The sequence below is a fragment of the Serratia sp. P2ACOL2 genome (assembly GCF_003691565.1).
In the GTDB taxonomy this organism is placed as follows: Bacteria; Pseudomonadota; Gammaproteobacteria; order Enterobacterales; family Enterobacteriaceae; genus Serratia; species Serratia liquefaciens.
In genome coordinates this window covers 1,309,714-1,324,893 of sequence record NZ_CP033162.1, presented here as the reverse complement: position 1 = coordinate 1,324,893, position 15,180 = coordinate 1,309,714, and the positions used below count along the sequence as shown (strand labels likewise).

12 protein-coding genes and 2 pseudogenes are annotated in these 15,180 nt (G+C 58.4%); 5 read left to right on the top strand and 9 right to left on the bottom strand.

From position 1 onward, the window contains the following. Positions 1 to 235 precede the first annotated feature (235 nt). On the bottom strand, positions 236 to 1,201 hold the full coding sequence (gene rlmF / locus EBA31_RS06355; protein WP_202914193.1) for a 23S rRNA (adenine(1618)-N(6))-methyltransferase RlmF: 966 nt from the start codon (positions 1,199 to 1,201) through the stop codon (positions 236 to 238). Positions 1,202 to 1,320: 119 nt separating this feature from the next. Here rlmF and EBA31_RS06350 point away from each other — a divergent pair, with 119 nt between their 5' ends. Together EBA31_RS06350 and EBA31_RS06345 are read left to right on the top strand one after the other, a co-directional pair. Continuing rightward, entirely contained in the window at positions 1,321 to 1,959 is a 639-nt protein-coding gene (locus EBA31_RS06350) for a flavin reductase family protein (protein ID WP_122077806.1), read from the top strand. A 165-nt stretch (positions 1,960 to 2,124) separates the two neighbouring features. Continuing rightward, positions 2,125 to 2,385, top strand: a complete 261-nt coding sequence (locus EBA31_RS06345; protein WP_020825899.1) for a YdgH/BhsA/McbA-like domain containing protein — start codon at positions 2,125 to 2,127, stop codon at positions 2,383 to 2,385. 62 nt (positions 2,386 to 2,447) lie between these two features. On the opposite strand, the gene EBA31_RS06340 is transcribed toward EBA31_RS06345, so the two are convergent. From EBA31_RS06340 to EBA31_RS06325, 4 genes and pseudogenes are all read right to left on the bottom strand, one after another. Then, positions 2,448 to 4,304 carry a M3 family metallopeptidase gene (locus tag EBA31_RS06340; RefSeq protein WP_020825898.1) on the bottom strand — a complete coding sequence of 619 codons (1,857 nt, stop codon included), beginning with the start codon at positions 4,302 to 4,304 and terminating at the stop codon, positions 2,448 to 2,450. Positions 4,305 to 4,353: 49 nt separating this feature from the next. Then, on the bottom strand, positions 4,354 to 5,313 hold the full coding sequence (gene ybiB / locus EBA31_RS06335) for a DNA-binding protein YbiB (protein WP_122077804.1): 960 nt from the start codon (positions 5,311 to 5,313) through the stop codon (positions 4,354 to 4,356). A gap of 40 nt (positions 5,314 to 5,353) precedes the next feature. Continuing rightward, a complete protein-coding gene (locus EBA31_RS06330) occupies positions 5,354 to 5,986 on the bottom strand; it encodes an FMN-binding negative transcriptional regulator (protein ID WP_122077802.1) in 633 nt (210 codons plus the stop codon). A gap of 60 nt (positions 5,987 to 6,046) precedes the next feature. Further along, a pseudogene (locus EBA31_RS06325) lies at positions 6,047 to 7,470 on the bottom strand (MFS transporter). 100 nt (positions 7,471 to 7,570) lie between these two features. On the opposite strand from EBA31_RS06325, the gene EBA31_RS06320 reads away from it, so the two are divergent. Next, positions 7,571 to 8,407: a helix-turn-helix transcriptional regulator gene (locus EBA31_RS06320; protein WP_122077800.1), complete on the top strand. Its 837-nt coding sequence runs from the start codon at positions 7,571 to 7,573 to the stop codon at positions 8,405 to 8,407. Positions 8,408 to 8,409: 2 nt separating this feature from the next. On the opposite strand, the gene EBA31_RS06315 is transcribed toward EBA31_RS06320, so the two are convergent. Both EBA31_RS06315 and EBA31_RS06310 read right to left on the bottom strand, forming a co-directional pair. Further along, positions 8,410 to 9,039 carry a LysE family translocator gene (locus tag EBA31_RS06315; RefSeq protein WP_116690910.1) on the bottom strand — a complete coding sequence of 210 codons (630 nt, stop codon included), beginning with the start codon at positions 9,037 to 9,039 and terminating at the stop codon, positions 8,410 to 8,412. A 73-nt stretch (positions 9,040 to 9,112) separates the two neighbouring features. Beyond that, complete coding sequence (locus tag EBA31_RS06310; protein ID WP_122077798.1) at positions 9,113 to 10,027, bottom strand: LysR family transcriptional regulator; 915 nt, start codon at positions 10,025 to 10,027, stop codon at positions 9,113 to 9,115. Between the two features lie 112 nt (positions 10,028 to 10,139). On the opposite strand from EBA31_RS06310, the gene EBA31_RS06305 reads away from it, so the two are divergent. Beyond that, the gene (locus tag EBA31_RS06305) at positions 10,140 to 11,492 is read left to right on the top strand and encodes an MFS transporter (RefSeq protein WP_122077796.1); all 1,353 of its coding nucleotides are present in this window, start codon (positions 10,140 to 10,142) and stop codon (positions 11,490 to 11,492) included. Here the strand turns inward: EBA31_RS06305 and EBA31_RS06300 are convergent. Continuing rightward, positions 11,451 to 12,364: pseudogene (locus EBA31_RS06300) on the bottom strand (DMT family transporter). The gene EBA31_RS06305 and the pseudogene EBA31_RS06300 sit on opposite strands and share 42 nt — an antisense overlap. Positions 12,365 to 12,500: 136 nt before the next feature. On the opposite strand from EBA31_RS06300, the gene EBA31_RS06295 reads away from it, so the two are divergent. Further along, a complete protein-coding gene (locus tag EBA31_RS06295) occupies positions 12,501 to 12,935 on the top strand; it encodes an Lrp/AsnC family transcriptional regulator (RefSeq protein ID WP_020825889.1) in 435 nt (144 codons plus the stop codon). On the opposite strand, the gene dinG is transcribed toward EBA31_RS06295, so the two are convergent. Continuing rightward, positions 12,936 to 15,134: an ATP-dependent DNA helicase DinG gene (gene dinG, locus EBA31_RS06290; protein ID WP_122077794.1), complete on the bottom strand. Its 2,199-nt coding sequence runs from the start codon at positions 15,132 to 15,134 to the stop codon at positions 12,936 to 12,938. Positions 15,135 to 15,180 lie beyond the last annotated feature (46 nt).

Genomic DNA, 15,180 nt, shown 5'->3' with positions numbered 1-15,180 from the left:
GCCCACACGCAGACGTGCATCACCCTGAGAAACAGGCAGGCCTAATTCTCCTGGCAGATAAAACTCACCGGATTAAAATATCAATTAAGTAAGGTAACTATTGTGTTTTGAATAAATAACTTATTTAAGATTTTTAGTATTGGACGACGTATTGAGAATAACGCAACATGCGGAAATTGAAAGGGAAACGCGAAGATTTATGGGTGCCGGTCAAATAACCGGCACCCAGGGGAAATTAACGCCAGCGTTCTGCCGCCCAGGCAGCCTGCTGTTCCGCGTCGTGGAAGGTCCAGGCTACAAAACGGCTGATCTTTTGCCCCTGCGCCATCTCAATGGTGCGCACTTCGGCGGCGCCGGCTAGCTTCAACGCGTGGTAAATCGATGGCAAAGTGGTATTTTTGGAGATAAGCGAGGTGAACCACAGGCAGTTTTGCGCCTTACTCACGCTTTCCTCTACCATTTTACGCACGAAGGCTTCTTCGCCGCCTTCGCACCACAGCTCGTTATTTTTGCCGCCAAAGTTCTGTACCGGCTTATCCGCCACCTCACCCTTGCCCAGCTTATGCAGTTTGCGGCGGGTACTGGCCTGCGCTTCCTGCTCTGAACCGTGGAACGGTGGGTTACACAACGTGGCGTCGAACTTCTCCGCCACGCCAATGATGCCGTTAAAGATAAACTCAGGCTGTTTTTGCAAACGTAAACGTACGCTGTTTCTCAGTGTCGGGTTCATCTCGACAATCATTTTGGCCGAATTGAGCGACACCAGGTCGATCTCTGAACCGGTAAAGCGCCAGCCGTATTCACGCAGGCCGACGATCGGGTAAATGCAGTTGGCGCCAATGCCTACGTCGAGGATCGCCACGCCTTTACCACGCGGTATCTCGCCGCCGTTGCTGGTCGCCAACAAGTCGGCCAGGTGGTGCAAATAGTCGGCGCGTCCTGGGATCGGCGGACACAGATAATCGGCGGGAATATCCCAATGTTCGATACCATAAAAATGTTGCAGCAACGCACGGTTGAGCATTTTAACCGCCGCCGGATCGGCAAAATCTACCGAAATATCGCCCCAGGCATTCGGCTTGACGAACGGCTCCAGCGCAGGGCAGCTGGCGATCAGCGCCGGGAAATCATAGCGCGAGCGATGACGGTTACGCGGGTGCAGGCCGCTTTTCTGCTGCGGGAAGGTTTTCTTTTTTTCCACCGTGACGGGCTCTCTTAAAGGTATTTCTGGCGCGTAAGATACCATAAAGCAGCGGCAAACTTGCAGCCGACGGGAAACCCGTCAGAATAAAAGTTCTGTTTAGCCACCCCAGGTCACTTATGAGCAGTCAGTCCCGATATTACTACGAACCCGCGACAGGCCATGGTCTGCCGCACGATCCCCTGAACGCCATCATCGGCCCACGCCCCATCGGGTGGATCTCATCGATCAGCGCGAGCGGCCAGCGCAATCTGGCCCCCTACAGCTTTTTCAACTGCTTCAACTACCGCCCGCCGATCATCGGTTTCGCCAGCAGCGGTTGGAAAGACAGCGTGGCAAACATCGTCGAAACCGGGGAGTTTGTCTGGAATCTGGCGACGCGCCCGCTGGCCGATGCCATGAACAACAGCTCGGCCAGCCTGGCCCGCGGTGAAGATGAATTTGCCTTTGCCGGCGTGACGCCGCTGCCCAGCCGTCGGGTGAAAGCGGAAAGGGTGGCGGAAAGCCCGGTGAACTTTGAATGCCGCCTGTCACAGTGCATTCAGTTGCAAAGCGCCGCCGGGGAAAAGGTGGATACCTGGCTGGTACTGGGAGAAGTGGTCGCGGTACATATCGATTCGTCACTGCTGGACCAACACGGCGTTTATCAAACCGCTGCTGCCGAGCCTATCCTGCGCGCCGGCGGGCCGACGGCCTACTATGGCATCTCGGAGCAACACCGTTTCGATCTGGTTCGCCCGGATGCGCAAAAACGATAATAAACGGCCCTTTCTTCCTCTGGAGGGAGGGCTCAATTAATAATCAAATAAATTGAATGATATTATCAATACTCTCCGATTTCATCCTTCCTGTCACTGCGCAATAATCACTCCATCGAAAGGCAAGCGCCTTTCTCCCTTAAAAACCAGACAGGAATGACCATCATGAAAAACATCAAAACTTTTGCTGCTGCTATCGCTCTGAGCGCCGTCTCTTTCACTTCTTTTGCTGCCGACTACGTCAGCGCACAAGATGCCACACAGTTTGAGAAGGCCGGTGTGATCTCTGCCAGTGGCGCGACCGACCTGAGCAGCCTGAAAGCGCAACTGTCCGCCAAAGCCGATGCGGCCGGTGCCAAAGCGTTCACCATTACCTCCGCTGGCGGCAACAACCTGATGCACGGCACCGCGGTAATCTACAAGTAATTAACGGATTACAATGAAAAAGCCCGCCGATACGCGCTATCGGCGGGCTTTTTTATGGCTATTTAATTCAGGCGGGCATTAATCGCCGCGGCGAAATCACGGCACATCTTTTCATCGCCTTCGGCGTTATCGGCCAGCACGCGATCGCCATCCACCACGCGGATATGTGCCGCCAAATCGAAGTCTGCCGCCGGCTGTGGCCGGGCAACTGCAGCCGCTATGGTTTGCTGTGCAGCCTGCCAGGCCTGCGCCACTGTCTGGTTGCAGGCCTGCGCCAGATAGTCCGGGTTGAAACCTTCACCGGTCAAACTCCGCAGCGTGTCATCGTGGCTGACACCGTTACCCGGCAGCCAGTAATGACGCGCCAGATCCGGACCAATTGCCGGGTTATCGGTAAGGTAACCGTCGCGCTGCAAGAAGAAGTGTCGCGTCTGCTCAACTGCCATCAGCGCCAGCAGATAGCCCTGATATGAGCAGGCCGATTCCAGCGACAACAAATGCGGGATCGCCAGCGTCGGCCGCGGGCTGCCGCTGATGCCCAATATTTTTTGCTCAACTTCACGTGCCAGTGCGGTTATCGCTTCCGGCGTGCGCTGTTCGTCATCCCACTGATACAACGCCCACTCAAAGTAAGGCACCAGTAAAATATGACGTTCGTTGAACGCACGCATCGGCTGACGCGCAGCGATGCTGGCCTCAATCAACGTATCCGGCACGGCCTCACCCGCCGCGTTTTTCGCATAGCGTTTCAACCAATCGGCGTCGTCCAGCAGGCTGTCACAGAACATCGACTGGGTTTCGGCGTAGGCCATGGAGGTCGGGGGGAATTCCTGCGAAAAACAGGGCGCATTCTGGCAGATATTGGCAAAGTGCGCGGCGTGACCGCCTTCGTGGAACAAGGTATTTAAACCATGAGCCCCGCTACCGACCTGATCCGGCTGCGCCAGGCTGGTAAAGTTAATGCGTGCCGGTAGCCATTTGCCCTGCTGGATAAACGGCGGCACTGGCCCATGCATAAACCCGTTTTCATACTTGCCCTCGCGCACCAGCAGATCGAGATCCATCTGCGCACCGCGAAACCCGATATGCAGCCGTTTAAAGCTGTTGATCCAACGCTCCAGCGACTGGGCAAACGGGAAGTATGGATCCAGTTGGCGGGTCACATCACCGGCGCTGGCAAAACGTACGTTCCAGGGTTCCAGCGCCTGTTCACCCTTCTCCGCCGCCAACTGCTGCAGGCTGCGTGAGTTGGCTTCGCGAGTTTGCTGCTCGAAGCGATCAAGGATGGCGAACAGCTGTTCCGGCGTCATACGCTCGGTTTTGTTCACCTTGTAGTCAAAATAGTTACGAAAGCCCATCTGGCGAGCAAAACGGTTTCGCAGGCTAATCAGCTCCGGCAGGCCGTTATGCAACAGCCACTGCTCCAGTTCACGCAGCGCGTTCTGCGAGCTGCGGCGATACTCTTCATTTTCATTGGTCGCCTGATTGGTCAACAGCTCGCCGAGCGAGGCATTTACCCGCTGCCCGGCGGCATTCAGATGGCTGACCGGGTTAGCCTTGCGGCGGGTATAAAGATCCGCCTCAGCGCTGATGATTTGATCCAACAGCGTTTGAGCCTCGGCATCTTCAATCGCGTTGCAATCAAAAAAGCGTAGCCAACCGTTCAGCCCGTGCTGCAGCGCATCTCGCTGAGCATCGTGCGGCAGGGCCTCCAGCCCGGCCAACAGTTGACGAATTTCCGCTAACCGACGCGGCTCGGCGATAAAACGCTTATAGGCGCTTTCCGCCGCCGAGAAGCGGGCCGAAACGCCCTCACCGCCAATGCCCATATAGTTTTGCCAAAACAAATCTTCTTTGGTGCGGTGCACCTCAAGATAGTCCTGATTCAATTGATTGAAGTAATCGAGAGCCTGTTGCATAACCATCCTTTCAGCCGATTAGCGAAATATTCCAGTATAGACAAGGGTTTTACGCGCTGCGTAAACGTTCAAGTCCCTGTTCCAGGGTGTCGACTTCACCGGCGGCCAACAGGCAGCAGGCGATCTGGCGTTGGATCGCCAGCGGGATCGCCACGTCCCCCGCCAGGCAACGCTCAGTCCAGCGAGCGGTGGTTTCTGCATCCTTGGCTGCCGGCAGCTCCGGCGTGGGATCCTGCTCCGGACGCTCCAGCAACACTTGCTGCTCGCCGTTAACGATGTAATGGATCTGCGGGCAGCGCTGAGGATTGGCGTACGCCTCCCCTTCGGTGCCGTGCATCAGCAAGCCACGGGCGCCGATTTGACGGAAGAAAGAAGCCACCCGACCGACGTATTCCGGATGCGACACGCTGGCAATGCGCAACACATCCTGTTCACCAAACGGCGTTGCCAGTTTGGCCAGCGTATGGGCGCTGTTACGTACCCCCATGCGCCAGCGCAGGCCAAGTTGCAGATCCAAAGGGGCAGACAGCGCCGAGACCGGGATAAACACCGTTTCGCCGTTATCCAAACGCCGTTGGGCATGGGCAGCGTCTGGCGACCAGGGCAGGCCCAGCGCCTGAAAAGTTTCCGCGCTGGTAACCCGGGTACTGTCGTCCAGCACGCCGTGCACCACTACCGGCAACCCGACGCGCGTCAGCAACAACGCCAACAGCGGTGTCAGGTTCGCCTGCTTGCGTGCTCCGTTATAGCTTGGCAGTACCACCGGCATCGGCCGTCCCTGCGGCACCTGCAGACGCATCACCTGTTGCTGCATCGCCTGATAAAAACCGAGCATTTCCTCTTCGGCTTCGCCTTTAATCCGCAGGGCGATCAGAATACCGCCCAACTCCAGTTCGCCCACCTCACCGGCCAGCATCTTTTGATAGAGCTGGAAAGCGGTTTCCCGATCCAGATCGCGCGCATGGTTTTTGCCACGGCCGATTTCTTTGATAATTTTGGTGTAATCCATCGTTCTGCTGTCCCCTGATCCAATCTGGGATCAGCATACCCTATCCGCGTCGACGCTCAACCTCATCCGCCAGTTGCTGCTGGTCCGAATCGCCTGCTCGCAGCCCGGCGATCACCCCATCAGCGTCTTCGGCACTGCGGTTTTGGCTCATTTTCCATTTGCCCAAACGCTCGGTTACGGCTATCTCAATGCCGACAATGCCCTGGATCTGTGCGGCAATATAGTGGGCCGGAGCATCTTCCATTCGCCAGGGTTCAGGTTGACGCCCCTCCTGCAGCGCAGTTAAACCCTCCAGCTGTTGTCGCAGCCAGCGGGCATCTTCCGTGATCCGTGGCGTACCGCGCAGCTGTACCACGCTGTAATTCCAGGTGGGTACTACTTTGCCGCTCCGGCGTTTGGTCTCATACCAACCAGGGGAAATATATCCGTCTCTTCCCTGAAAAATCACCAGGCACTCACTGGCGGCCTGTAACAGCCGCCAATGGGAATTGGCACGGGACAAATGCGCCCGCAGCAGGACGTTACCCTGCTCATCGGCATCGATTAAAAAGGGCAGCGGATCCGCCACCAGGCCCTGCTCCCCCTGGCTGATTAACATGCCGAGCGGGTTGGCGCGCACCAGCGCAATTTGAGCGTCCAGTTGGTCTTCACGGAATGAGGCAGGCAGATACATTACCTTGGCTCCTTGGGGATTTACGGTTGGCGGTAAATAGCAATAACACCCGCCATGGGTTTACTGAAGGGCCAGTTTGCGTTGTTTTTGGATGATCCACCTCAGCAAGCCGAAGGCAACGGCCATCGCCAGCAGGTTGTAAACCATCGCGCCGGCAAACGCCTGTCCGTAACGTTCTGCGCCAGCACCGCCCGCCAACAGGGGAACAAAAAACGCGCCGCTGGCGGCAATCCCCAACGCCCCGCCCACCTGCTGCACGGTCGAAATGACCCCGGCGGCCATCCCGGCCTGATGCTCTTTCGCCAGCCCGAGCACCAAATTAAGCAAAGGCGTCATGCTCAGCGCCTGGCCGGAGCCCAGGATCACCAGCCCCGGCAATAACCACAACGGTTGTACCAATGCCGCGCCCGACAGCACCTCCACCACCAACAGCGCCATGCCGGCGGCATAGACTGCGACGCCAAGCGCCAGCACGCCGTTCCCCCAGCGTTGCACCAGCCCCGGTGCCAGGAACGAGGCCAGCATAAATGCCGCGCTGGCGGGGGCAAACAGGCTACCGGCCTGAAACGGCGTCAGGCCTATTCCCGCTTGCAGCAGCAGGGCAAAACACAGAAAGAACGAAGAGGCGGTCGAGTAAATCGCCAGCACCACGGCCACCCCGGGGTAAAACTGCCCTGCCGCAACAGCGCAGGATCCAGGACCGCATCCCCAGAACGCTGCGCCAGACGCCGCTCCCAACGAATAAAAGCCCACAGCATGCCAATTCCGCAAGCCAACGCCGGTAATACCCACCAGGGCCAGCCGCGCGATGGCCCTTCCAACAAGGGCACTAGCAGCAACAGCAAACCGGTCGCCGCCAACAGCAAGCCCATGCCGTCCAGCCGCTGTGCTTGTTCAAGACGTGACTCGGGAATGCGACGCGCCGCCACGATTGCCAATACGCCAATCGGCAGATTGATCAGAAAAATCATACGCCAGCCGCTGCCGAAAACATCGGCTTCAATAATGAACCCGCCGAATATCTGGCCGAAAATCGCCGCCAGCCCCAGCGTCATCCCCAGCCAGGCAAAGGCGCGCCGCCGCTGATGTGGGTTGTACAATACGCGCATCAACGCATATATCTGCGGAAACAGCAGCGCTGCCGCCGCCCCCTGAAGAAAACGCGCAACGATCAGCATACTCAGTGACGTAGCCATACCGCACAGCGCCGACATCAGCGTAAACCCCAGCATGCCGAGGCTAAACATACGCTGTCGCCCAAAGCGATCGCCCAGACGTCCACCGGCTATCAACAACACGCCGAATGCCAACTCATAACCGGCAATGATCAACCCCACGCCAGCGAAACTGGCCGCGAACTGCTGCTGGATCACCGGCGCCGCGACGTTCACCACAAACAGGTCAAACACCGTCAAAAAGCCGCCCAACAGCAACACCGGTAACCCCACCAGACGACGATCGCCTTGTGCTAATGACTGTTCCATACGTGCCTCCAAAGATTACGATGGCGGCAGTATGGAACATGTCATAAACTGTTACTATATAGCCAGTTATACTATTACTAACAGCAACAGGACGGCCGCTATGCCACCGCGTACCCTCAACCGAACCCGTCAGGATCTGGCGGATTTCCTGCGTCAAAAACGCGAGAAGCTGTCACCGCAGGCCGTCGGCTTACCGAGCGGCACGCGTCGCCGTACGCCGGGGTTGAGGCGCGAAGAAGTCGCCGCGTTGGCAGGCGTAGGATTGACCTGGTACACCTGGCTGGAGCAGGGGCGGGAAATCAACGTTTCGGTCGATTTTCTGGAAAATCTGGCGCGGGTATTAAAGCTGGATGCGACCGGGCGCTACCATCTGTTTTTGCTGGCGCATCAACGCCCGCCGGTACCGGTCGGTCATCAGTGGTGTCAGGTTTCACCGCTGGTGCGCCGCTTGCTGGACGATCTGCAACTGCGCCCGGCTTACGTGATGAATCTGAGCTGGGACATCATCGCCTGGAACCCGGCGGCGGAGCGGCTATTCTCGATTGGCGATCGCCCGGCGGATCAGCGCAATATGCTGTGGATGCTGTTTGCCGATCCCCAACTCAATCAACGGCTGGTGGAATGGCAAGCGCAGGCACCGCAAATCCTCGCCAGCTTCCGCCGCGACTATGCGCGTGCGCCACAAGACGCCACCATGCAACAGCGGGTGCAGGCGCTAGAGCAGGTTTCGCCTCAGTTCCGTCAGCTATGGCAACAGCATGACATTCACGGTCGCTGCCAGGGAGAACGTACGTTCATTGTGCCGGGCGCCGGCCAGGTAACCTTCGAACATGCGTCGTTTATTGTCGATGAAGAAAATCATTTGCGGCTGGTGATGTACAGCGCGCTACCGCAATGCCCGGCCAGCGCGGCTTTTGAAGCATCCTTACAGGCGTAAGGCTATTTGCGGCTGTCAAAAATCAGCTTGCAGGCCAGCCCGGCGAACACGCCGCTCAATAGGTAATTCGGCCAGCGCGCACTGAAACGGCGGCCGACAAAACGGTTTTTCATGCCGCTGACCGCCAGGATCAACCCACCGTTAATCACCAACCCCACCAGATTTAACACCGTCGCCAGCAACAGCATTTGTACCACCAGCGAACCGGCGTGTGGATCGATAAACTGTGGGAACAGCGCTAAAACGAACAGCGCCATTTTTGGGTTAAGAATGTTGGTGAATAATCCCTGCCGGAAAATGCGTGCAGCCGGTACCGCCGCCAACCCCGCAGAAGCCTGCAAACTGCTGCCGGATCGCAGCGTTTTCCACGCCAGATACAGTAAATAGGCTGCCCCCAACATGCGCACCGCATCATAGGCCAGCGGGACCGCGACAAACAGTTGCGACAGGCCTAACGCCGCCGCCAGCGCGTGGCAATAGGTACCCAGTTGGATCCCCGCCAGTGACGCGAAACCGGCACGGCGCCCCTGGCTAACGCTGCGCGAGGCAATCAGCAACATATCCGGCCCAGGGGTCACCGTCAGCGCCAGACAGGCCCCGGAAAACAGCAAAATGGTGGAAGCATCGATCATAAGTCACCCGTACGCAGCATGGTGGGAAGCAGGCTTTATCATAGCCGCGCCACCGGCGTTTACCAGCGCCAAATCATTGCCACGGCGCTTGGGGAGTGAAGGCCGCCAGCAGGGCATCAATGGCGACCCTCACCCGTAACGGCATGCCGGTCCCTTTTAGCCAGACCACGTTAATCGCCAGCCCCGCACCGCAGCTGCCGGGTAAAACCTCACGCAACGTCCCGGCCGTCAGCGCATCATGCGCCAGCCAACGCGGCAGCATGGCAACCCCCTGACCGGCGCAGGCAGCCCCCAGCACCGCCTCCATATTGCCCAATCTCAAACGGGCCGGTGGCAACAGTCGCTGAGATTTCCCCTGTTCATCCAACAAATGCCACGGCTGGCTACGCCCATCACGCAGTAAGCCAATCGCCTGATGCTGCAACAGTTCTGCTAGCGTGCTCGGTTCCCCCTGTCGTGTCAGATAACCCGGTTCAGCACAGAGTATTTGCCGCTGCTCACCCAGTTGCCGGGCGGTGATGGCCGCGGCATCACCCGGCGAACCGATACGCACTGCCAAATCGATCCCCTCTTCCGCCAAATCTGCCGCACGGTTGGAAAACAACGCTTCGATGTGCAATTTCTGGTAACGGTCCGCCAATGCCAACAGCGGCGGCATCACCCACTTTTGGCCGAACAGCACCGGCAGCGATACCCGCAGTCGTCCCTCCGGCGTTTGGGCCCGAACCGCCAGCTGATTTTCCGCCGCTTCCAGTGCCGCCAGCGCCTTCAGGCAATCGTCATAGAACAACTGCCCTTCATCGGTCAGCGACAGGCTGCGCGTGGTGCGTTGGAACAACCGCACCTGCAGCCGCTGTTCCAGCCGAGCCACGGCTTTACCCACCGTTGAACGCGAAAGGCCCAGTTGCTCGGCGGCACGGCTAAAACCACCGGCCTGCACCGCCTGCACAAAGGCGCGGATTGCATGTAATCGTTCGCTGGAAATCATGATACCTGCCCTATTGGCGATATTAATTCGCCTATTAAACGATGAAACAACGCCACTGGCTACCGCCTTAGCTGAGTAAACTGGACGCACTCTTCTCTGCCAGGAAACCCCTATGAGCGAACGCAGTGAAATTCTGACCGACAGCGGCACACCCCAACTATGGCGTCTGCTGATTGGCATCAGTATCGCCAGCTTTTTGGGCTGTATCGATTTCACCATCGTCAATACCACCATCCCTGCGATCCAGCGTGAGCTGGCCGCCAGCCTGAGCAGCGTACAATGGGTGATGACGTTGTTCGTGATGGCACTGTGCGCCTTTATGGTCAGCGCCGGGCGACTGGCGGATCTGTATGGCCGTCGTCGGGTGTTGTACTGCGGAATGCTGACGTTCGCCGCCGCGTCGTTGGGCGCCGGACTCTCAGGCAGTATTGAGCTGCTCAACGTCTGGCGTTTTGTGCAGGGCGCCGCCTGCGCGGTACTGTACACCGCCACTACGGCCATTGTCGCCGATGCCTGGCCACCGCAGCAGCGCGGTCGTGCAATCGGCATTTTGCTTGCGGTCAACGGCCTGGGTCTGGCGATCGGCCCGGTGGCCGGTGGCCTGTTGGTCGGTTCCCTGGGCTGGCGCTGGGTGTTTCTGTTGAACGTGCCGCTGATTGCGCTGAGTTTCGCCTTCTGCCTGGGAACCGTTCGAGAGTCTCGCGCCCAACAAGGCAGCAGGCTGGATATCCCCGGTTTATTGCTGTTGGTGATCGGCGTTGCCGGGCTGCTGCTGGCCATCAGTCAGGGCAGCCAATGGGGATGGCTGAGCGCAAAAACCGGGTTAATGGCTGCACTGGCGCTCGCCGCGCTCGGCCTGCTACTGCCGGTTGAACGACGGGCACATTCGCCGCTGGTACCGCTGGTTTTGCTGCGGCGTCCCGCCTTTTTGCGCGTTTGCCTGATGAGCGCGCTATTGGCCTTTTTCTACTGCGCCGCTTTCTTTTTGATGCCGATTTACCTGGAAAACACCCGCCACTACCAGGGAACGATGCTGGGACTGTTGTTGCTGCCAACCACCGCGGTGATGGCAGCCCTCTCGCCCTGGGTCGGCAGATGGGTGGATAAATCCGGCCCACGCGCGGCGTTGATCCTCGGTTTTGCCGCCCTTGCCGGCTCCGCGGCCCTGCAAAGCCGGTTTAGCGTCGACAGCCCGCTGCCGCTGCTGCTCGGGGCCTTCGCCCTGATGGGGCTGGGCTGGGGCTGCATTCTCGGCCCGCTGGTGTTGGCGACGCTCAACAGCGTCAACGAATCGCAAAGCGGCGGCGCGTTAGGCATCACCTGGACACTGCACAATCTCGGCGGCGCCGTTGGCCTGGCGGTGGCGACCCTGATTTACCCGAGCTACGGCTACACGCCGGTGATGTTGTTGCTGTTGGCGCTGTCATTGTTCGGGGGCCTGCTTGCCGCCTGGCGCAGCCGCTAGCCGAACGCGGCGCTCCCCCAGCAGGTTCATGCCTGCCGCCGCCAGCAAAATGAGGGCAGCGCCGGCAAACTGCAGCGCCACCAATCGGTGACCGACGCCAGGCGATCTACCAGCATGGCGGCGATCGGATAAATAAACGACAGCGAACCTGTCAGGTTGGTCGGCAACTTTTGGATCGCGCCATACAGCAACACATACATGATCCCGGTGTGCAATACGCCCACCGTCACCAGCATACCCCACTGTCCGGCATTGGCCCGCGCGTGGAAATCTACCATCGGCAACAGCATCAGCGCGCCGACCGTTACCTGGATCAAGGCGATCAGGTGCGGTGGCGTCCCTTTCAGCCGTTTGGCGGCCAGCGCCATCAGCGCGTAAAAAAATGCCGCGCCCAGCGACAACAAAATGCCCATCAGGTAGTTGTTCTGTCCACCGGCCTGTTTGGGCTGCGCCAACACCACCAGCGTCATGCCGATAAACGCCAATGCCAACCAAAACAGCTTACGCAAGGTCAGCTTCTCGCCGAGAAACAGCGCCCCCAGCGCCACCAGCATGAACGGCTGCGTGTTATACACCGCCGTCGCGATGGAGATCGACGCATAGGAATAGGCAGCAAACAACAACAGCCAATTAACCACCAGCGCTACGCCGCCGGCGATTGCCACCAGCAACGTAGTACGCGTCAGGCTGTCGCGCCGCAGCTGCCCCAGCGCAGCACAAATGGCCAGCAGCACAAGCGCCCCTACCGCACAGCGCCAGAACACCACGTTGATCACCGGCTGGCCGGACATCAGCACAAACCAGCCGATGGTACCGGAAATCAGCATCGCGGCGATCATCTCCAGCGAGCCGCGTTTTATCTCTGCATTCATCTTGGTTTCCTCACAGTAAGCCTAGGCACTTAGCTTGCGGCTTTCCTGCAGCGGTTTCCATGGCATAAAAAAGGCAATAATGCTTAAATTCCTTTTTAATTAAGGCATGAGTTAAAAAAAACCTAATGGAGAGCCAATGGATGCTATCGATCGTCAAATCCTGAACCTGCTGGCAGAGGATGCGCGGGTGTCGCTGAAAACCCTCAGCGCCAGCGTCGGGTTGTCGTCACCCAGTACCTCGGAGCGGCTGCGGCGGCTGGAGGAGAGCGGCGTGATCCAGGGCTACACCCTGAACGTCAATTTGCAGGCGTTGGGCTACGCTTTTCAGTCGCTGGTGCGCATCAAACCGCTGCCGGGCATGCTGAAAAAGGTCGAGCAAATGATTCAGGAGATCCCGGAGGTGGTTGAGTGTGACAAGGTGACCGGCGAAGACTGCTTTATCGTGCGTCTGGTGGCGCATTCGATGGAGCAACTCGACCAGATCCTCGATCGGCTGGCCGAGCGCGCACAGAGCAATACCTCCATCGTCAAAACAACGCCGGTGAAACGTCGCCTGCCGCCAATGCTGTGATTAACGGGTACGTTTGCGGGCGAACGGGCTCTTGCGCTTCTTGCTCTTTTTCTCCGCTTCGGCGGCGGATTTAAGCGCTGCCTGGTGCGCCTTGTCGGCTTCAGGCACCTCACGCTGTTCGATGGGGAACACCGGCAATGCCGCCAGCAGGCGCGAGCCGTAGCTTTTGGTCAGCAGGCGGCGATCGTAAATCACGATCTCGCCGTGGCATTCGTTGCTGCGGATCAGTCGGCCCACCTGCTGGATCAGGTTGAACGAAGCGCTCGGCAGGCTTTGTACCTCGAAGGGATAACGCTTCAGCGACTTCAGCCACTCGCCTTCGGTCAGGATCACCGGGCTGTCGATCGGCGGGAAGGCGATCTTGTGAATATGCACCTGGGTCAGCAATTCCCCTTTCAGATCCAACCCTTCAGCAAACGACTGCAGGCCGATCAGCACGCTGGCAGTGCCTTTTTCGACCCGCTTGCGGTGCTCTTCCACCAAGCGATAACGCGGTTGATCGCCCTGTACCAACAGCATCAGGCGCAAATCGGTCACGTAGCTGAGGAAGGTCTGCATCGCACGATGACTGCTGAACAGGATCAGCATGCCCTTGTGTTTGCCGCTGGCCTGCTCGGCGCGGAAAAAGCGCGCCATCTCTTCCAGATGCTCAGCTTCGTTGGCCATCGCCGGTTCGAAACGCATGTTCGGGATGACAATCTTGCCCTGCTCAACGTGGTTAAACGGCGAAGACAGGGTTTCGAAACGATCGCCGGCTTTCTCGCTCAGCCCGCTCATTTCCTGCAGGCGCGCAAAGCTGTTCAATGAACGCAGGGTCGCCGAGGTGACGACCACATGCGGCACCTTGCGCCACAACAGCTTTTCGAGCTGGTCGCTCACGCGAATGCCTACGCAGTGCAAATACAGGTGCGTCACGTTATCGCGCAAATCGCGCGTGACCCATTTGGAGATCGGCGCATTGGAAGACTTGTCCAGCGCCGCCAGCCGCCACAGTTTGCTCATCGCTTCCAGATAACCCAGGGTGCGGCTCATCTGAATGATTGAACGGTGCAGTCGCACGATATCGTGCTTACCGGTTTGCTCGCTGAGATCGTTGAGGATAAATTCCGCCACCCCACGCAACGCGTCAGTCAGTTTGAACAAGCGTGCGCTGGTTTCCACCATCGCCGCAGGCAGTTCGCCCATTTCAAACCGGTGTTCGGCAATCACGGTGTCGGTCAGCAGATAGGCGCTGACCTGATGCTCGAAAATCTGGATCAGCTCACGCATCTCTTCGCAGTGATTTTTCAAACGTTCGTCGTTGGTCAGCCCCGGTGGGCTTTTCGGGCGATATTGCGTCATGCACTGTTCAACCTGACGCACGATCATGTCCAGTTGCAAATTGGTCGACAGCGCGGTGATTTCACCGTCAATCTCTAGCGCGTCACGCGCCACTTCCGGCAGGTGATGGCCTTCGTCCAGCACCAGCAACAGCTCTTTCGGGTTGGGCAGTACCGATTCCGTTTCCAGCGCCGCCATCACCAGCGCATGGTTAGCCACCACCACGTCGGCGGTTTCAATCTCTTTACGGGCGATATAAAACGGGCATTCGCGAATGTAATGGCAGTTACGCCCCAGGCAGTTGGCCTTGTCGGTGCTCAGTTTGATCCATAGCGGATCGTCGATCGTCAGCTGATAATGGTCTCGCAACCCATCCCACTCATGGCGGCTGAGCGCTTTGCTCAGTTTCTGGCACAGCGCCTGCTCTTCCCCGCTGGAAGGCGCCAGTTCGTCATCCAGGAACAGCGTCAGATCGCCCTGCTCGCTGACGTCGGTGCTCAATGCCGCCAGATTACGCGGGCAAACATAGCGCCCGCGGCCAAAGGCACCAGTGAATTTCAAATCGGGAATGATCTTCTTCAGCAACGGCAAATCCTTGCTGTAGATCTGATCCTGCAGCGCCACGTTGGCGGTACTGACCACCAGGGGTTTGCTCTCCGCGCGGCCTACGGCGATCCCTGGGATCAGGTACGACAGGGTTTTGCCCACGCCGGTCGGCGCCTCAATCGCCAGGTGGCGCGGATAATCTCCGGCCAGGGTTTTCGCGACTTCGGCGATCATCTGCCGTTGCGGTGCACGGGAAATAAAATCCGGTATTTGTTGCTGCAGGGCTTTGTACCACTGGCCAATCTGATCTTTAACTGCGGGGGAGAGCGCCATTCAACTCTGTATCTCAACGAAATGATGGCGCTATTGTCCCACAGAC